The organism is Pseudomonas sp. SW-3, assembly GCF_016615645.1.
Lineage (GTDB): Bacteria > Pseudomonadota > Gammaproteobacteria > Pseudomonadales > Pseudomonadaceae > Aquipseudomonas > Aquipseudomonas mandelii.
On the sequence record NZ_CP067098.1, the window covers coordinates 850,059 to 870,212 of the forward strand.

7 protein-coding genes, 2 tRNA genes and 3 rRNA genes are annotated in these 20,154 nt (G+C 57.3%); all 12 read left to right on the forward strand.

Features of this window, described 5'->3' with window-relative positions; translation table 11 throughout:
* Positions 1–21 precede the first annotated feature (21 nt).
* The 12 genes from JIO00_RS03705 to JIO00_RS03760 all read left to right on the forward strand — a co-directional run bounded on the left by JIO00_RS03705 (position 22) and on the right by JIO00_RS03760 (position 20,143).
* Complete coding sequence (locus JIO00_RS03705) at positions 22–1,371, forward strand: aspartate aminotransferase family protein (RefSeq protein WP_010463764.1); 1,350 nt, start codon at positions 22–24, stop codon at positions 1,369–1,371.
* Between the two features lie 64 nt (positions 1,372–1,435).
* Entirely contained in the window at positions 1,436–2,929 is a 1,494-nt protein-coding gene (locus tag JIO00_RS03710) for a CoA-acylating methylmalonate-semialdehyde dehydrogenase (RefSeq protein ID WP_200667700.1), read from the forward strand.
* Positions 2,930–3,556: 627 nt separating this feature from the next.
* A 16S ribosomal RNA gene (locus JIO00_RS03715) occupies positions 3,557–5,094 on the forward strand.
* 123 nt (positions 5,095–5,217) lie between these two features.
* Positions 5,218–5,294, forward strand: a tRNA-Ile gene (locus JIO00_RS03720).
* Between the two features lie 10 nt (positions 5,295–5,304).
* Positions 5,305–5,380: transfer RNA gene (locus JIO00_RS03725), tRNA-Ala, on the forward strand.
* Positions 5,381–5,620: 240 nt separating this feature from the next.
* A 23S ribosomal RNA gene (locus JIO00_RS03730) occupies positions 5,621–8,512 on the forward strand.
* 158 nt (positions 8,513–8,670) lie between these two features.
* Positions 8,671–8,786 (forward strand): 5S ribosomal RNA (gene rrf / locus JIO00_RS03735).
* The 16S, 23S and 5S rRNA genes sit together here with 2 tRNA genes alongside, the layout of an rRNA operon.
* Positions 8,787–8,942: 156 nt before the next feature.
* On the forward strand, positions 8,943–12,395 hold the full coding sequence (gene recC / locus JIO00_RS03740) for an exodeoxyribonuclease V subunit gamma (protein ID WP_200667701.1): 3,453 nt from the start codon (positions 8,943–8,945) through the stop codon (positions 12,393–12,395).
* Positions 12,392–16,081, forward strand: a complete 3,690-nt coding sequence (gene recB, locus JIO00_RS03745; protein WP_154914026.1) for an exodeoxyribonuclease V subunit beta — start codon at positions 12,392–12,394, stop codon at positions 16,079–16,081. Before recC ends, recB begins: the two co-directional genes overlap by 4 nt.
* The gene (recD, locus tag JIO00_RS03750) at positions 16,078–18,189 is read left to right on the forward strand and encodes an exodeoxyribonuclease V subunit alpha (RefSeq protein ID WP_102595236.1); all 2,112 of its coding nucleotides are present in this window, start codon (positions 16,078–16,080) and stop codon (positions 18,187–18,189) included. The genes recB and recD overlap by 4 nt, the downstream gene beginning before the upstream one ends.
* A 113-nt stretch (positions 18,190–18,302) precedes the next feature.
* Positions 18,303–18,878 (forward strand): YfiR family protein, encoded by a 576-nt coding sequence (locus tag JIO00_RS03755; protein WP_010463742.1) that lies wholly within the window; start codon positions 18,303–18,305, stop codon positions 18,876–18,878.
* Complete coding sequence (locus JIO00_RS03760) at positions 18,875–20,143, forward strand: diguanylate cyclase domain-containing protein (protein ID WP_200667704.1); 1,269 nt, start codon at positions 18,875–18,877, stop codon at positions 20,141–20,143. The genes JIO00_RS03755 and JIO00_RS03760 overlap by 4 nt, the downstream gene beginning before the upstream one ends.
* The last annotated feature ends 11 nt before the right edge of the window (positions 20,144–20,154 follow it).

A 20,154-nucleotide genomic window follows, 5' to 3' on the forward strand; every position in this document is an offset into this window, starting at 1 on the left:
TTGCCCTGCGAGGTTTTGCCCATGAACTTGCCCGAAAACGCCCGATCTCCTTTGGCCAGCCAGCTCAAGCTCGATGCCCACTGGATGCCCTACACCGCCAACCGTAATTTCCAGCGCGATCCACGACTGATCGTTGCTGCTGAGGGCAGTTGGTTGACGGACGATAAAGGGCGCAAGGTCTACGATTCGCTGTCGGGTCTGTGGACCTGCGGCGCCGGGCACACTCGCAAGGAAATCCAGGAAGCGGTTGCCAAACAGTTGGGCACCCTCGATTACTCGCCAGGCTTCCAGTACGGCCATCCGTTGTCGTTTCAACTGGCCGAGAAAATCACCGATCTGACGCCGGGCAATCTGAATCACGTGTTCTTCACTGACTCGGGCTCCGAGTGCGCTGACACGGCGGTGAAGATGGTGCGTGCTTACTGGCGTCTGAAAGGCCAGGCCACCAAGACCAAAATGATCGGTCGTGCCCGTGGCTATCACGGTGTGAACATCGCCGGCACCAGCCTCGGTGGCGTGAACGGCAACCGCAAAATGTTCGGTCAGGCGATGATGGACGTCGATCACCTGCCGCACACCTTGCTGGCGAGCAATGCCTATTCCCGTGGTATGCCGACGGAGGGCGGTATCGCCTTGGCCGATGAACTGCTCAAGCTGATCGAGCTGCATGACGCTTCGAACATCGCCGCCGTATTCGTCGAGCCAATGGCCGGTTCCGCTGGCGTGCTGGTTCCGCCGCAGGGTTATCTGAAGCGTCTGCGCGAGATCTGCGATCAACACAACATCCTGCTGGTGTTCGACGAAGTGATCACCGGTTTCGGCCGTACCGGTTCGATGTTCGGCGCCGACAGCTTCGGTGTGACCCCGGACCTGATGTGCATCGCCAAGCAAGTCACCAACGGCGCGATTCCGATGGGTGCGGTGATTGCCAGCTCCGAGATCTACCAGACCTTCATGAACCAGGCGACGCCAGAGTACGCGGTGGAATTCCCGCACGGTTACACCTACTCCGCGCACCCGGTGGCTTGCGCCGCTGGCCTGGCTGCACTCGACCTGCTGCAAAAGGAAAACCTGGTGCAGAACGTGGCTGAAGTCGCGCCACATTTCGAAAATGCGCTGCACGGCCTGAAGGGCTCGAAAAACATTATCGATATTCGTAACTACGGTCTGGCGGGCGCGATCCAGATCGCACCGCGTGATGGCGACGCCATTGTGCGTCCGTTCGAAGCGGGCATGGCTCTGTGGAAAGCCGGGTTCTACGTGCGCTTCGGCGGCGACACCCTGCAGTTCGGCCCAACCTTCAACAGCAAGCCGCAAGACCTTGATCGTCTGTTCGACGCGGTCGGCGAAGTGCTGAACAAAATCGACTGATTTTCCCTTCTATATAGAGGCGCCCGTTGACGGACGCCTGTGGACAACTTTTCTGGAGCCCCGCATGAGCCTTATCCCGCATTTGATCAATGGCGAACTGGTGACCGAAGACGGTCGCACGGCCGACGTGTTCAACCCGTCCACCGGCCAGGCCATCCACAAGCTGCCGTTGGCCAGCCGCGAAACCATTCAGAAAGCCATCGACTCGGCCAAGGCTGCGTTCCCGGCCTGGCGTAACACGCCGCCGGCCAAACGTGCTCAGGTGATGTTCCGCTTCAAGCAACTGCTGGAGCAGAACGAAGCGCGTATCGCCCAGTTGATCAGTGAAGAGCATGGCAAGACCCTGGAAGATGCTGCCGGTGAACTGAAGCGCGGAATCGAGAACGTTGAGTTCGCCTGCGCAGCGCCGGAAATCCTCAAGGGCGAGTACAGCCGTAACGTCGGTCCGAACATCGATGCCTGGTCGGACTTCCAGCCGTTGGGCGTGGTGGCGGGTATTACTCCGTTCAACTTCCCGGCCATGGTTCCGCTGTGGATGTATCCACTGGCGATTGTCTGCGGTAACTGCTTCATCCTCAAACCGTCCGAGCGTGATCCAAGCTCGACGCTGTTGATCGCTCAACTATTGATCGAAGCCGGTCTGCCTAAAGGTGTGCTGAGTGTGGTGCATGGCGACAAGGCGGCGGTGGACGCGCTGATCGAAGCGCCGGAAGTCAAAGCGCTGAGCTTCGTTGGCTCGACGCCGATTGCCGAATACATCTACGCCGAAGGCACCAAGCGCGGCAAACGCGTCCAGGCACTGGGCGGCGCGAAGAACCATGCGGTGCTGATGCCGGATGCGGATCTGGACAACGCGGTGAGCGCACTGATGGGCGCGGCTTACGGTTCTTGCGGCGAGCGTTGCATGGCGATCTCGGTGGCCGTGTGTGTGGGCGACCAGGTGGCGGATGCGTTGGTGGCCAAGTTGGTACCGCAAATCAAGGCGCTGAAAATCGGTGCGGGTACTTCCTGTGGGCTGGACATGGGGCCACTGGTTTCCGGTCAGGCTCGCGATAAAGTCAGTGGCTATATAGAAGACGGCATTTCTTCGGGCGCGTCCCTGGTGGTTGATGGTCGTGGATTGAGCGTGGCCGGTCATGAGGAAGGTTTCTTCCTGGGTGGCTGCCTGTTCGACAACGTCACGCCAGAGATGCGCATCTATAAAGAAGAGATCTTCGGGCCAGTGTTGTGTGTGGTTCGGGTCAACAGCCTGGAAGAGGCGATGCAACTGATCAACGATCACGAATATGGCAACGGCACCTGCATCTTCACCCGTGATGGGGAAGCGGCGCGGTTGTTCTGTGATGAGATCGAAGTCGGCATGGTCGGCGTCAACGTGCCGTTGCCGGTGCCGGTGGCTTATCACAGCTTCGGTGGCTGGAAGCGTTCGCTGTTTGGCGATCTGCATGCGTATGGCCCGGATGGCGTGCGCTTCTATACCCGTCGCAAGGCCATTACCCAGCGCTGGCCGCAGCGTGCGAGCCATGAAGCGTCGCAATTCGCATTCCCTAGCTTGTAAGTAGAAGGGCAGAAGGCCGAGCCCCTTGGGGCTCGGCCTTCGTGTTTTCGGGCTTTTTTAATCTATATGACAGAAATGTGAAGATAGGTGTTGACGGCAGATTCTGGAAGTCTATAATTCGCCCCACTTCCGGCGCAGTCGAAACGGAAAACTCCTTGGTAAACAAAGAGTTACGCAGTTTTCGACAGCGAGTTGCTTCAGGTCATCGAAGCCCAGAAGGAGTTGATCAAGCAGGGTTGTTTGGCTTGATTGACGGTTCGATCTTCTCGGTCGAAAGCGGAGAAAAAGAGGTGTTGACAGCAGCGAGTAACGCTGTAGAATTCGCCTCCCGCTAACGAGAGATCGAAAGCGCAAGTGGTTGAAGTTGCAAAGGAAACTTTGAAAACTTCTGAAAATAACCGCTTGACAGCAACAGAGGCTGCTGTAGAATGCGCGCCTCGGTTGAGACGAAAGATCTTAACCAACCGCTCTTTAACAACTGAATCAAGCAATTCGTGTGGGTGCTTGTGGAGTCAGACTGATAGTCAACAAGATTATCAGCATCACAAGTTACTCCGCGAGAAATCAAAGATGTAACCAACGATTGCTGAGCCAAGTTTAGGGTTTCTTAAAAACCCAAAGATGTTTGAACTGAAGAGTTTGATCATGGCTCAGATTGAACGCTGGCGGCAGGCCTAACACATGCAAGTCGAGCGGCAGCACGGGTACTTGTACCTGGTGGCGAGCGGCGGACGGGTGAGTAATGCCTAGGAATCTGCCTGGTAGTGGGGGATAACGCTCGGAAACGGACGCTAATACCGCATACGTCCTACGGGAGAAAGCAGGGGACCTTCGGGCCTTGCGCTATCAGATGAGCCTAGGTCGGATTAGCTAGTTGGTGAGGTAATGGCTCACCAAGGCGACGATCCGTAACTGGTCTGAGAGGATGATCAGTCACACTGGAACTGAGACACGGTCCAGACTCCTACGGGAGGCAGCAGTGGGGAATATTGGACAATGGGCGAAAGCCTGATCCAGCCATGCCGCGTGTGTGAAGAAGGTCTTCGGATTGTAAAGCACTTTAAGTTGGGAGGAAGGGCAGTTACCTAATACGTATCTGTTTTGACGTTACCGACAGAATAAGCACCGGCTAACTCTGTGCCAGCAGCCGCGGTAATACAGAGGGTGCAAGCGTTAATCGGAATTACTGGGCGTAAAGCGCGCGTAGGTGGTTTGTTAAGTTGGATGTGAAATCCCCGGGCTCAACCTGGGAACTGCATTCAAAACTGACAAGCTAGAGTATGGTAGAGGGTGGTGGAATTTCCTGTGTAGCGGTGAAATGCGTAGATATAGGAAGGAACACCAGTGGCGAAGGCGACCACCTGGACTGATACTGACACTGAGGTGCGAAAGCGTGGGGAGCAAACAGGATTAGATACCCTGGTAGTCCACGCCGTAAACGATGTCAACTAGCCGTTGGGAGCCTTGAGCTCTTAGTGGCGCAGCTAACGCATTAAGTTGACCGCCTGGGGAGTACGGCCGCAAGGTTAAAACTCAAATGAATTGACGGGGGCCCGCACAAGCGGTGGAGCATGTGGTTTAATTCGAAGCAACGCGAAGAACCTTACCAGGCCTTGACATCCAATGAACTTTCCAGAGATGGATTGGTGCCTTCGGGAACATTGAGACAGGTGCTGCATGGCTGTCGTCAGCTCGTGTCGTGAGATGTTGGGTTAAGTCCCGTAACGAGCGCAACCCTTGTCCTTAGTTACCAGCACGTAATGGTGGGCACTCTAAGGAGACTGCCGGTGACAAACCGGAGGAAGGTGGGGATGACGTCAAGTCATCATGGCCCTTACGGCCTGGGCTACACACGTGCTACAATGGTCGGTACAGAGGGTTGCCAAGCCGCGAGGTGGAGCTAATCCCAGAAAACCGATCGTAGTCCGGATCGCAGTCTGCAACTCGACTGCGTGAAGTCGGAATCGCTAGTAATCGCGAATCAGAATGTCGCGGTGAATACGTTCCCGGGCCTTGTACACACCGCCCGTCACACCATGGGAGTGGGTTGCACCAGAAGTAGCTAGTCTAACCTTCGGGGGACGGTTACCACGGTGTGATTCATGACTGGGGTGAAGTCGTAACAAGGTAGCCGTAGGGGAACCTGCGGCTGGATCACCTCCTTAATCGACGACATCAGCTGCTCCATAAGTTCCCACACGAATTGCTTGATTCATTGAAGAAGACGATAGAAGCAGCTTTAAGCTCCAAGCTGATAGCTCCAAGCTAACAGTTGCGCGCTCGAAATTGGGTCTGTAGCTCAGTTGGTTAGAGCGCACCCCTGATAAGGGTGAGGTCGGCAGTTCGAATCTGCCCAGACCCACCAATTTTGTTATGGGGCCATAGCTCAGCTGGGAGAGCGCCTGCCTTGCACGCAGGAGGTCAACGGTTCGATCCCGTTTGGCTCCACCATATAACTGCTTCTGCTGTTAGAGTTTAGAAATGAATATTCCGGTGTGAATATTGATTTCTAGTCTTTGATTAGATCGTTCTTTAAAAATTTGGGTATGTGATAGAAAGATAGACTGAACGTTACTTTCACTGGTAGCGGATCAGGCTAAGGTAAAATTTGTGAGTTGCTCTTAATTGAGTATTATCGAATTTTCGGCGAATGTCGTCTTCACAGTATAACCAGATTGCTTGGGGTTATATGGTCAAGTGAAGAAGCGCATACGGTGGATGCCTTGGCAGTCAGAGGCGATGAAAGACGTGGTAGCCTGCGAAAAGCTTCGGGGAGTCGGCAAACAGACTTTGATCCGGAGATGTCTGAATGGGGGAACCCAGCCATCATAAGATGGTTATCTTAAGCTGAATACATAGGCTTAAGAGGCGAACCAGGGGAACTGAAACATCTAAGTACCCTGAGGAAAAGAAATCAACCGAGATTCCCTTAGTAGTGGCGAGCGAACGGGGACTAGCCCTTAAGTGGCTTTGAGATTAGCGGAACGCTCTGGAAAGTGCGGCCATAGTGGGTGATAGCCCTGTACGCGAAAATCTCTTAGTCATGAAATCGAGTAGGACGGAGCACGAGAAACTTTGTCTGAATATGGGGGGACCATCCTCCAAGGCTAAATACTACTGACTGACCGATAGTGAACTAGTACCGTGAGGGAAAGGCGAAAAGAACCCCGGAGAGGGGAGTGAAATAGATCCTGAAACCGTATGCGTACAAGCAGTGGGAGCCCACTTTGTTGGGTGACTGCGTACCTTTTGTATAATGGGTCAGCGACTTATTTTCAGTGGCGAGCTTAACCGAATAGGGGAGGCGTAGCGAAAGCGAGTCTTAATAGGGCGTCTAGTCGCTGGGAATAGACCCGAAACCGGGCGATCTATCCATGGGCAGGTTGAAGGTTGGGTAACACTAACTGGAGGACCGAACCGACTACCGTTGAAAAGTTAGCGGATGACCTGTGGATCGGAGTGAAAGGCTAATCAAGCTCGGAGATAGCTGGTTCTCCTCGAAAGCTATTTAGGTAGCGCCTCATGTATCACTGTAGGGGGTAGAGCACTGTTTCGGCTAGGGGGTCATCCCGACTTACCAAACCGATGCAAACTCCGAATACCTACAAGTGCCGAGCATGGGAGACACACGGCGGGTGCTAACGTCCGTCGTGAAAAGGGAAACAACCCAGACCGTCAGCTAAGGTCCCAAAGTTATGGTTAAGTGGGAAACGATGTGGGAAGGCTTAGACAGCTAGGAGGTTGGCTTAGAAGCAGCCACCCTTTAAAGAAAGCGTAATAGCTCACTAGTCGAGTCGGCCTGCGCGGAAGATGTAACGGGGCTCAAACCATACACCGAAGCTACGGGTATCACTTAGGTGATGCGGTAGAGGAGCGTTCTGTAAGCCTGTGAAGGTGAGTTGAGAAGCTTGCTGGAGGTATCAGAAGTGCGAATGCTGACATGAGTAACGACAATGGGTGTGAAAAACACCCACGCCGAAAGACCAAGGTTTCCTGCGCAACGTTAATCGACGCAGGGTTAGTCGGTCCCTAAGGCGAGGCTGAAAAGCGTAGTCGATGGAAAACAGGTTAATATTCCTGTACTTCTGGTTATTGCGATGGAGGGACGGAGAAGGCTAGGCCAGCTTGGCGTTGGTTGTCCAAGTTTAAGGTGGTAGGCTGGAATCTTAGGTAAATCCGGGATTCTAAGGCCGAGAGCTGATGACGAGTGTTCTTTTAGAACACGAAGTGGTTGATGCCATGCTTCCAAGAAAAGCTTCTAAGCTTCAGGTAACCAGGAACCGTACCCCAAACCGACACAGGTGGTTGGGTAGAGAATACCAAGGCGCTTGAGAGAACTCGGGTGAAGGAACTAGGCAAAATGGCACCGTAACTTCGGGAGAAGGTGCGCCGGTGAGGGTGAAGCATTTACTGCGTAAGCCCATGCCGGTCGAAGATACCAGGCCGCTGCGACTGTTTATTAAAAACACAGCACTCTGCAAACACGAAAGTGGACGTATAGGGTGTGACGCCTGCCCGGTGCCGGAAGGTTAATTGATGGGGTTAGCTAACGCGAAGCTCTTGATCGAAGCCCCGGTAAACGGCGGCCGTAACTATAACGGTCCTAAGGTAGCGAAATTCCTTGTCGGGTAAGTTCCGACCTGCACGAATGGCGTAACGATGGCGGCGCTGTCTCCACCCGAGACTCAGTGAAATTGAAATCGCTGTGAAGATGCAGTGTATCCGCGGCTAGACGGAAAGACCCCGTGAACCTTTACTATAGCTTTGCACTGGACTTTGAATTTGCTTGTGTAGGATAGGTGGGAGGCTTTGAAGCGTGGACGCCAGTTCGCGTGGAGCCAACCTTGAAATACCACCCTGGCAACTTTGAGGTTCTAACTCAGGTCCGTTATCCGGATCGAGGACAGTGTATGGTGGGTAGTTTGACTGGGGCGGTCTCCTCCTAAAGAGTAACGGAGGAGTACGAAGGTGCGCTCAGACCGGTCGGAAATCGGTCGTAGAGTATAAAGGCAAAAGCGCGCTTGACTGCGAGACAGACACGTCGAGCAGGTACGAAAGTAGGTCTTAGTGATCCGGTGGTTCTGTATGGAAGGGCCATCGCTCAACGGATAAAAGGTACTCCGGGGATAACAGGCTGATACCGCCCAAGAGTTCATATCGACGGCGGTGTTTGGCACCTCGATGTCGGCTCATCACATCCTGGGGCTGAAGCCGGTCCCAAGGGTATGGCTGTTCGCCATTTAAAGTGGTACGCGAGCTGGGTTTAGAACGTCGTGAGACAGTTCGGTCCCTATCTGCCGTGGACGTTTGAGATTTGAGAGGGGCTGCTCCTAGTACGAGAGGACCGGAGTGGACGAACCTCTGGTGTTCCGGTTGTCACGCCAGTGGCATTGCCGGGTAGCTATGTTCGGAATAGATAACCGCTGAAAGCATCTAAGCGGGAAACTAGCCTCAAGATGAGATCTCACTGGGACCTTGAGTCCCCTGAAGGGCCGTCGAAGACTACGACGTTGATAGGTTGGGTGTGTAAGCGCTGTGAGGCGTTGAGCTAACCAATACTAATTGCCCGTGAGGCTTGACCATATAACACCCAAGCAATTTGCTGACCTGAAAAGGCACCAGATTGCGGTGTGTGAAGACGAAATGAACCGAAAGTTCGATTGTTCACAAACACCGAGATCTATCACATACCCATTCGCTGGAGCGTGCGCCGTAAGGCAAGCGACCTGGCTACCGAATTTCTTGACGACCATAGAGCATTGGAACCACCTGATCCCATCCCGAACTCAGCAGTGAAACGATGCATCGCCGATGGTAGTGTGGGGTTTCCCCATGTGAGAGTAGGTCATCGTCAAGATTAAATTCCGAAACCCCTATCTGCGTATGCAGGTAGGGGTTTTGTTTTGTCCGCAGGAAAGTTCGTACAGCAACATCGGACGGCTCCCGGCTGTCACAGTCTCCCGACAATGCTAAGGTTCGGCCCTAGCTTTTGTATTTTTCCAAGGAAGCCTTTATGCCGGACGCGACGTCCCTCAGTGCTGGTTTTATGGTGGTTCACGGTAATCGCCTGGACGAGTTGCGCAGTCTGGTGGTCAGCTGGATGCGCCGCTACCCGCTGGCTCCCTTGGAAAATGAAATCGCCCTGGTACAGAGCAACGGCATCGCCCAGTGGCTGAAACTGGCTCTGGCTGAAGACCCTGAAGAAGACGACATGGGTGGCTGCGGCATTGCGGCAGCCATCGACGTTCAACTCCCAGGCAGCTTCATGTGGCAGCTCTATCGCATGGTTCTGGGTCGTGATGAAATTCCGGTCAAATCCCTGCTCGATAAAGCTCCACTCACCTGGCGTCTGATGCGTCTGCTTCCCCAGTTGATCAATCAACCGCACTTCGAACCGCTGCAACGCTTCCTTACCAATGACACTGACCTGCGCAAACGCTACCAGCTGTCCGAGCGGCTGGCTGATCTGTTCGACCAATACCAGGTATACCGGGCCGACTGGCTCGAAGATTGGGCGGACGGTCGTCATCAATTGCGAAACGGCCGAGGCGAAGCCAAGCCCCTGACCCCAGCCAACTGCTGGCAGGCAGAGTTATGGCGGGCTCTGTTGCTGGATGTGGGTGAGCAAGGCATGGCGCAAAGCCGTGCCGGTGTTCATCAACGGTTCATCGAGCGCATCAACAGCCTCGACGTGGCCCCCAGCGGATTACCTTCCCGGGTCATCGTTTTCGGGATCTCCTCTCTCCCGGCGCAAGCGCTCGAAGCTCTCGCCGGACTGGCGCGATTCAGCCAGGTTCTGCTTTGCGTACACAACCCATGTCGTCATCATTGGGCAGACATCGTCGCCGATAAAGACCTTCTGCGGCATCAATACAAGCGTCAGGCTCGCAAGAGCGGAATGCCTGTTGTGCTTGATCCGCAAACCCTTCACCAACATGCACACCCGCTATTGGCGGCATGGGGCAAGCAGGGGCGGGACTACATCAATCTGCTCGACAGCTACGACGATCCCAACAGCTACCGCTCGGCATTCCGTGATGGGCGCATCGACTTGTTCAGTGATAGCCAGCCACAAACCATGCTCAACCAGTTGCAGGACGACATCCTTGAACTGCGCCCCTTGAATGAAACCCGCGAGCTCTGGCCGGCTGTCGATCTCAATCAGGACGAATCCATTCGTTTCCACATCGCCCATAGCGCCCAGCGCGAAGTGGAAATCCTCCACGATCAGTTGCTCGCACGCTTCAGTGCCGATCCAGACTTGAAGCCTCGCGACATAATCGTGATGGTTCCGGACATCGACAGCTACGCTCCGCATATCCGTGCAGTCTTCGGTCAACTTGATCGCTTCGATCCGCGCTTCATCCCCTTTACACTGGCGGATCAAGGCCAGCGCGGTCGTGATCCACTGCTGATTGCTGTCGAACATCTACTCAAACTGCCCGACAGCCGTTTCCCCGTCAGTGAGATCCTCGATTTGCTGGATGTTCCTGCACTGCGCGCTCGCTTCGGTGTCGAGGAACGTGACCTGCCCACCCTGCATCGCTGGATCGAAGGCGCTGGTATTCGCTGGGGGATGAATGCCGAGCAGCGCGCGGGTCTGGGTTTGCCTCAAGAACTGGAGCAAAACAGTTGGCGTTTTGGCCTGCGCCGGATGCTGCTTGGTTATGCCGTCGGCAGCGCCGCTGCTTGCGAAGGCATTGAGCCTTACGACGAGATTGGCGGTCTGGATGCTGCGCTCATCGGTCCTTTGGTTGCACTGCTGGACGCGTTGGAGATTGCCCATCAGGAACTGACTCAACCTGCACCGCCTAAGCAATGGGGCGTCAGGATGCAAGCTTTGGTGCAGTTGTTCTTCCAGGCCAGCAATGAACATGACGACTACTTGCTGGGTCAACTCGAAGAACTGCGGGAAACCTGGCTCGAGACCTGCGAATCAGTGGGCTTGCATGATGAGCTGCCCTTGACCGTGGTCCGTGAAGCCTGGCTGGCAGGCCTCGACCAGGGCCGGCTGTCCCAGCGTTTTCTGGCCGGAGCCGTCAACTTCTGCACCTTGATGCCGATGCGGGCGATCCCCTTCAAACTCGTCTGTTTGCTCGGGATGAATGACGGAGATTACCCGCGTGCACAACCGCCGCTGGACTTTGATCTCATGGGCAGCGATTACCGCCCGGGTGATCGTTCCCGGCGCGAGGATGATCGCTATCTCTTGTTGGAAGCCCTGTTGTCGGCACGTGACCAACTCTATATCAGTTGGGTCGGCCGTAGTATTCGGGACAATAGCGAGCGCCCAGCCTCGGTACTGATTGGTCAACTGCGCGATCATCTTGCCGGTGGTTGGCGATTACAGGTCGACAGTGAAAAGCTGCTGGAATCGGTGACTCAGGAGCACCCGCTGCAACCCTTCAGCGCACGCTATTTTCATGAAGGTAATGACCTGTTCAGTTTCGCAAGCGAGTGGCAGGTGCTTCATCAAGCCAGTGAACAGGCAACGGACATCAAGCCCCTTGATGCCTATGTTCAGGAAGAGCCGCTGAGCCTCGGTCAATTGCAGGATTTCCTGCGCAATCCCGTGCGACATTTTTTCAGTCAGCGACTCAAGGTGTTCTTCGAAGCGGCTGAAGCCCCCTTGGCCGACGAAGAGCCCTTCGTACTCGACGCTCTCCAACGCTATAGCCTCAGTGACAGTTTGCTCGAAGCGGCGCTCGGGCAACTGGATCACGTCGATCATGCGCTTGAGGCCCGTGCTAAACGTTTGCAAAACAGTGGGCTCTTGCCCATGGCCGGTTTCGGCGAATGCCTGCAGCGAGAGTTGATCGAACCGCTGCCGGATCTGTTGCAGCGTTATCAACAACTCCTTACGTTGTGGCCAACGCCGCTGACTAGTGCGTTGCCTGTGAATCTGGAACTGGAAGGCCTGCGCCTGGAAGGCTGGCTCAGTGGCCTGCACCAGCGTGCGGATGGTGGCCTGTTGTCGATTACCACGATTCCCAACAGCATTGGTTCGATCAAGACCCGCAAGTGGCATCGGCTGACGCGACCTTGGGTCAATCACCTGGTCGCTTGCGCCAGCGGCATGTCGATGACCACCGCGCTGGTCGCCAGTGACGACAGTCTGCTACTGGCCCCTTTGGAGCAGGGCGCTGCACGTCATGCCTTGAGTAACCTGTTGCAAGCATGGCAAACCGGCATGCGCCAACCCCTGCCGATTGCCGTGAAAACCGCCTTCGCGTGGCTCTCTCAAACTGACCCGGCCAAAGCCGACGCCGCTGCTCGCAAGGCCTATGAAGGCGACGGTCAAACCACCGACGGCGAACGCCGCGAAAGTCCGGCACTGGCACGACAGTTCGCTGATTACGACGCGCTGACCGCCGAGGAGACTTTCGCCGATTGGTGCAACGCTTTGTACAAACCGATGCTTGAAGCCCCCTGGCGTTCATTGACCAGCGAGGAGGCGCGTTCATGACCACGAAAACACCGCTGGCCCTGGCTTTTCCCCTGAGCGGCAGCCAACTGATCGAAGCCAGCGCCGGTACCGGCAAGACGTTCACCATTTCTGCGCTGTACTTGCGTCTGGTCCTTGGTCACGGTGGCGAATCGAGTGGGTTTGGGCGTGAACTCTTGCCGCCGCAAATCCTCGTGGTCACGTTCACTGATGCCGCGACTAAAGAGTTGCGCGAACGTATACGTACCCGACTGGCCGAAGCGGCCCGATACTTTCGGGACGAGACCCAGGCACCCGATAGCCTCATCGCGGAGTTGCGTGACCAGTACCTCCCGGAACAGTGGTCCGGCTGTGCAAACCGTCTGGACATTGCCGCGCAGTGGATGGATGAAGCCGCCGTCTCGACCATTCACAGTTGGTGCCAGCGCATGTTGCGTGAGCACGCGTTTGACAGTGGCAGCCTGTTTACTCAGACCCTGGAAACCGATCACAGCGACTTGCTGGGTGAAGTCCTGCGTGATTACTGGCGGCTGTTCTGCTATCCGATGCAAGGTGATGCGCTGAACTGGGTGCGGGGTAATTGGGGAGGGCCAGCGGCGTTATTACCGCGAGTACGTAGTTTATTCGCCAGTGAGCGTGACAGCACTGAAGGCAAGGAGCCTGCCGAGCTGATCGCCGAGTGCTTGCAGGAACGGCGACTGGCCTTGCTCGAACTCAAGATGCCCTGGCGCCAATGGGCGGACGAACTGCTTGCCATCTGTCACCAAGGTGTTGCGAGCAAAAGTGTCGATGGTCGAAAGATGCAGGCACGTTATTTCGAACCCTGGTTCGAAAAGTTAAAAGCATGGGCTGAAGATGAATCCCTTGAGCAACTGGATATCGGCACGGGCTTCACTCGCCTGACGCCTGACGGCATGGCCGAAGCCTGGAAAGGCGACGCCCCCAGTCATCCGGGGCTGGACGCCATGCCCGGGCTCAAGGCCAGCCTCGACGGCTTGCCAACCCCCGACGCGGCCGTTCTGCAACATGCTGCGCAATGGGTCGGGGCACGGTTCGAAGAAGAAAAACGCCGCCGCGCGGAAATGGGTTTCGACGACATGTTGCTGCGCCTCGATGCGGCGTTGCAATCCGAGGGTGGTGAACGCCTGGCGACCTTGATCCGCGAACAGTTTCCGGTGGCGCTGATCGATGAGTTCCAGGACACCGACCCGGTGCAGTACCGGATTTTCGAAAGCATCTATCGCATCGAAGACAACAACCCTGAAGGCGGCCTGTTTCTGATCGGCGATCCCAAGCAAGCGATCTACGCCTTTCGTGGCGCCGACATCTACACCTACTTGCGAGCCCGCCAGGCCACCGCCGGCCGTCTGCATACCCTGGGTACGAATTTCCGTTCCAGCCATGGCATGGTCAATGCGGTGAACCATGTGTTCGAGCGCGCGGAGTCTCGTGAGCTGGGGCGCGGCGCGTTTCTGTTTCGTGAAAAGAACGGTGAGAACCCGGTACCGTTCCTGCCCGTCGAGTCCCAAGGGCGCAAAGAAGTTCTGCACATCGATGGCCAGCTCGTGCCGGCTCTGAACATCTGGCACCTGTCCGCCGATCAGCCGCTGTCCGGCGTGGAATACCGACAAAAACTCGCCGCCGCGTGCGCCAGTGAAATCACCGCGTTACTTAATGGTGGCCAGGAAGGTCGTGCAGGTTTCATTGAGAAGGACATGGACTTCCGGAGCCTGCTACCCGCAGACATCGCGATTCTGGTTCGCGACGGCAAAGAGGCCCAGGCCGTGCGGGGCGAACTGTCTGCACGCGGGGTGCGCAGCGTTTATCTGTCGGACAAGGATTCGGTGTTCGCCGCTCAAGAAGCCCACGACCTGCTGACCTGGCTCAAAGCCTGTGCCGAGCCGGATGTCGAGCGACCGCTGCGAGCCGCATTGGCCAGCATCACGCTGAACCTTTCCCTGGCGGAACTGGAGCGGCTGAATCAGGACGAACTGGCCTGGGAAGCGCGGGTCATGCAGTTCCGCGGTTATCGCGAGCTGTGGCGCAAGCAAGGCGTGCTGCCCATGTTGCGGCGCTTGCTGCATGACTTCCAGTTGCCTCGATCGTTGATCGCCCGCAGCGACGGTGAACGGGTACTGACTAACTTGCTGCACCTGTCCGAGTTGTTGCAACAAGCCGCTGCGGAGCTTGATGGCGAGCAAGCGCTGATTCGTCATTTGTCCGAGCATCTGGCGTTGTCCGGTCAGGCCGGCGAAGAACAGATCCTGCGTCTGGAAAGCGACGAGCAACTGGTTAAAGTCGTGACCATTCACAAGTCCAAGGGCCTTGAGTATCCCTTGGTGTTTCTGCCGTTCATTTGCTCGGCAAAACCGGTGGATGGCAGCCGTTTGCCGCTGCATTACCACGATTCAAACGGCAAGGCGCAGGTGACTTTAAAACCGACTGCGGAGTTGATCGCCCTGGCCGATGATGAACGTCTGGCGGAGGATCTGCGTTTGCTCTATGTCGCCCTGACCCGGGCGCAACATGCCTGCTGGCTGGGTGTGACCGATCTCAAGCGCGGCAATAACAACAGCTCGGTGCTGCACCTTTCTGCATTGGGTTACTTGCTCGGCGGTGGTGCCCCTCTGGCCGAGTCCGCAGGTTTGAAACGCTGGCTCGAAGACCTCCAGCAGGACTGCCCGGCGCTTCTGTACGGTGATATGCCGCCAGCGACGGCCGAGCATTATTATCCGCCACGCAATGACGCGACGTTGCTTGCGCCGCTGATACCCAAGCGCAAGGCCAGTGAAAACTGGTGGATTGCTTCGTACAGCGCTTTGCGTATCGGCGACAGTCTGAGCGTGGGCAGTGACGAGGCCCCGGAGAATCCGCAGGCGCAAAAGCTCTTTGACGATGAACGTCTCGATCCGCAGGCGCCACGAGAAGTGGCCGTCGGTGGTGCCGATATCCATCGGTTCCCCCGCGGCCCCAACCCCGGCACCTTTCTCCATGGTTTGCTGGAGTGGGCCGGTGATGAAGGTTTTTCTGCTGCACCACAAGTCGTGGAAGATGCCATTGCCCGCCGCTGCAACCGCCGAGGCTGGGAAGGCTGGATCACCACGCTGAGTGATTGGTTGCAGCACTTGCTCAAGTCTTCGTTGCACCTCGGCGGGGGCCAGCCTCCGGTCGTGTTCGAGCAGCTCACTCAATACCGCGTCGAGATGGAATTCTGGTTCGCCAGCCATAAAGTCGACGTACTCAAGCTCGATGAACTGGTGCGCCAATACACCCACAACGGCGTCGCCCGGGTCGCCGCTGAACCGGTCTCGCTCAACGGCATGTTCAAGGGTTTCATCGACTTGACGTTCGAACACGACGGCCGATATTACGTTGCCGACTACAAATCCAACTGGCTGGGCCCTGATGACGCTGCGTACACCGAGCAGGCCATGGAGCAGTCGATTCTCGACAATCGTTACGACCTGCAATACGTGTTGTACCTGCTGGCCCTGCATCGCCAGCTCAAGGCGCGGCTTGCCGACTACGATTACGACCGGCATGTCGGTGGCGCTCTGTATTTGTTCTTGCGCGGCACACGGGCATCCACCCAGGGCGTCTATTTCTCCCGTCCGCCCAGAGAGCTGATCGAGCGTCTGGATCGGCTCTTCCAGGGCAAGCCAGAACCCAAGGCCGAACCCGCCTGGGAACAGGGAGTATTGTTATGAGCCGCACCTTCGCCGATTTGCTGCCCACGTCATTGGCAGCCGAAACCATGGCGGATCTGGCACCCCTGAGTCGTGCCGATGACTTGTTGCTTTTACTCTCGCGGTGGGTCGAACGCGGCTGGCTGCGGGCGCTGGACAAAGCCTTCGTGGCCTTCCTCCACGAGCTTGCCCCCGACGACGATCCGTTGGTGTTGCTTGCCGCCGCATTGACCAGCCACCAACTGGGTCACGGCCATGTCTGCCTGGACCTGTTCGAGACGCTCAAAGAGCCGGATTTTGCCCTGTCGCTGCCACCCGAAGGCGATCTGCAAAGTGGTGCGATGCTGTTGCCGTCGCAACTGCTTGAGGCGCTGGATGGCGCCCATTGGTGCAAGGTCCTGGCGTCCAGCCGTCTGGTGGCTCTGGCGGTCGATGGTCGTGAGGCTGCGCAATCACGGCCCTTGGTGTTGTCGGGCAAGCGCCTGTACCTGCGTCGCTACTGGGTTTACGAAAGACGCATCGACAACGCCCTTCGCCTGCGCCTGGCTGAACACGAAACAACGCCGAATGACTTGCCCCAGCGACTCACTGGTTTATTCGGTCCAGCCAGGCCCGGCGAAGTGATCGATTGGCAGAAACTCGCCTGTGCCCTGGCTACCCGCAGTGCGTTCAGTATCGTCACCGGCGGCCCGGGGACCGGTAAAACCACCACGGTCGTGCGGTTGCTGGCATTGCTCCAGGCGCCAGCGGTGGAGGCCGGCAAACCGTTGCGAATTCGCCTTGCCGCACCCACCGGTAAAGCGGCGGCACGGCTGACAGAATCCATCAGCCAGCAAGTCCGGACGCTGGAAGTCGATGAAAACGTAAGAAACAAGATCCCCTCTGACGTGACTACCGTGCACCGCCTGCTTGGCAGTCGCCCCGGTACCCGGCACTTCCGTCACCATGCCGGTAATCGCTTGCCGCTGGATGTGCTGGTGGTGGACGAAGCCTCAATGATTGACCTGGAGATGATGGCGAACTTGCTCGACGCGATGCCGGCTCATGCCCGGCTGGTGTTGCTCGGTGACAAGGACCAACTGGCATCGGTGGAGGCCGGCGCCGTGCTTGGTGATTTGTGCCGCGACGCCGAGGCCGGTTGGTACAGTCCGCAGACGCGCCAGTGGCTGGAGACGGTCAGTGGTGAAAGCCTGCTGGCCAGCGGTTTGCAGGAAGACACTGACGCGACTCACCCCCTGGCCCAGCAAGTGGTGATGCTGCGTCACTCGCGCCGGTTCGGTGAAGGCAGCGGCATTGGCCAGTTGGCGCGATGGGTCAATCAGCAGCAACCGGAGGAAGCCCGCACGTTGCTGGCTGCTCGAAGTCACGCCGACGTGTTTTCCCTGCCCCTCAAAGGTGAGCACGACCGGGCGCTGGAACACTTGCTGCTCGAAGGCCATGGCGACGGACCGCAAGGTTATCGCCACTACCTGAGTGTGCTTCGCAGCCAGCGGCCACCGCTCGACAGCCTGCTCGAAGACTCCCGCTGGACCGATTGGGCGCGTCAGGTATTGCAAGCTTTCGACGCCTTCCAGTTGTTGTGCGCGGTACGCAAAGGGCCATGGGGCGTGGAGGGATTGAATCAACGTGTAACCGCCGCGCTGCTCAAGGCTCGAGTGATCGACAGCGACCAGCAGTGGTACGAAGGTCGCCCGGTATTGATGACGCGTAATGACTATGGCCTGGGGTTGATGAACGGTGATATCGGTATTGCCCTCAAACTGCCGGAACGTGATGGGCCTGAGGCTGGCAAGCACGTACTGCGTGTGGCGTTCCCGCGCAATGATGGCCAGGGTGGCGTGCGATTTGTTCTACCGAGTCGACTCAACGATGTCGAGACGGTTTATGCCATGACCGTACACAAATCCCAGGGCTCGGAGTTTGCCCATACGGCGTTGATTCTGCCGGATGCGCTGAACCCTGTACTGACCAAGGAGTTGATCTACACCGGGATCACCCGGGCCAAGAACTGGTTCACCTTGATCGAGCCACGGGCCGGAGTGTTTGAGGAGGCCGTGCGGCGCAAGGTCAAGCGCTTGAGCGGGTTGATGCTGGAGTTGGACGATGGGGTTGAGCCGAGCCATCGATAGGCTGGCGTGTACGCCGGAAACTGTCCGAAGTGCCGTAGTGCACCGCCTCGCTGGGGGGTAAACGCTATGCTATCGTTGCGACATTATTTCGTAACATCGAAGAGAATCCCCGCATGAAGGTGGCTGTCTGGACGACAGGGCGCGTCGTTAGCCGCAAGCAAGTGCTGCTCGCGGGGCTCCTCTGCTTGCTGACCGGTGTCGTGTTCGCTCAATCGGAAACCCCGGTGAGCATGGCCGACCAACGTGCCAGATCGGTCACTCAGGTTGTCCTCGGGATTCTCAGTTATGCGCGCTGGCCTGTTGAGCCTGCGCAACTGCGCCTGTGCGTGGTCGGCCCCACCGAATACACCGACGACCTGGTCAAGGGCACAACCCAAGCCACCGGCCGGCCCGTCACTGTGCGCCGGCTGTTGGCCGACAATCCGTCGATCGTCGGTGAATGCGATGCGGTGTACATCGGCAAATTGACCGACGACGAGCGCCGCCAACTCTTTGCTTCGCTGACAGGACGCCCGGTGTTGAGCATCAGCGAGAGCGATGATCAATGCACCGTCGGCAGTCTGTTCTGCCTCAGGGTCACTGATGATCAGGTATCTTTCGAGGTCAACCTCGATTCCGTCGCCCGTAGCGGTGTGCGCATTCACCCCAGTGTGCTGCAACTGTCCCGCCGCAAGCCGGCGGCGCCATGAGTCTATTCAAATCGGGTAGTCGTCCAACGTTGCGCTCGGTCATTGGCCGGGGACATTTGATCGTCGCCCTGGTCGCCGTGGCCATGGCCAGCGTCTCGCTGACACTGCTGGGTGTATTGGCGTTGCGGGTGTATGCCGACCACAACCTGCACCTGATCGCACGCTCGATCAATTACACCGTGGAAGCCGCGGTGGTGTTCAACGATAAAGCCGCAGCCACTGAGGCCCTGGCATTGATCGCCTCCACTGAAGAAGTCGCTGACGCCAGGGTGCTGGATGAAAAAGGCCGGTTACTGGCCCGTTGGCAGCGACCGGAAAGCGGCTTGCTCTCTGATCTGGAATTGCAGATCGCCAAAGCCTTTCTGGAAAAACCCATCGACATGCCGATCGTTCATCAAGGTCGGGAAATCGGCAGCATTCAGCTCACCGGTCACGGTGGCAGCTTGATGCGTTTTCTGCTCAGCGGCCTGATGGGCATTATTCTGTGTACGGCCATCAGCGCCTGGGTCGCACTCTATCTGGCACGCCGGCAACTTCGCGGGATCACGGGGCCTCTGCGAAGCCTGGCCGCCGTAGCCCACGCCGCCCGCAGCGATCGAGCCTTCGACCGGCGCGTGCCACCCGCCGATATCGCTGAACTCGACAACCTGGGCAACGACTTCAATGCCTTGCTCGATGAACTCGAGTCCTGGCAGACCCACCTGCAAAGCGAAAACGAAACCCTGGCGCACCAAGCCAGCCACGACAGCCTCACCGGATTGCCAAACCGGGCGTTTTTCGAAGGCCGTCTGATGCGTGCACTGCGCAATGCCCACAAGCTCAATGAGCGCGTAGCCGTGCTGTTTCTCGACAGCGATCGATTCAAGGAAATCAATGACAGCTTCGGTCATGCCGCCGGCGACGCCGTGCTGGTTGCCGTCGCGAACAGGGTTCGGGCGCAGTTGCGTGAAGAGGATCTGGTGGCGCGGCTGGGCGGTGACGAATTTGCGGTGTTGCTGACGCCGCTGCATAAAACCGAAGACGCCGAGCGGATCGCTGACAAGATCCTTGCCAGCATGGAAGAGCCCATCCCGTTACCGGGTCATACCCAAGTCCTGACTTCACTCAGTATCGGTATCGCCGTGTACCCGGATCATGGTGCTACCCCGGGCGCATTGCTCAATGCCGCCGATGCGGCGATGTACCAGGCCAAGCGCCTTTCCCGAGGTGCGCAGCACACGTCCGGGGCGGAGCACCCGGTCGCCCACGTACACACCAGGAGCTAAATTGCCGTGTT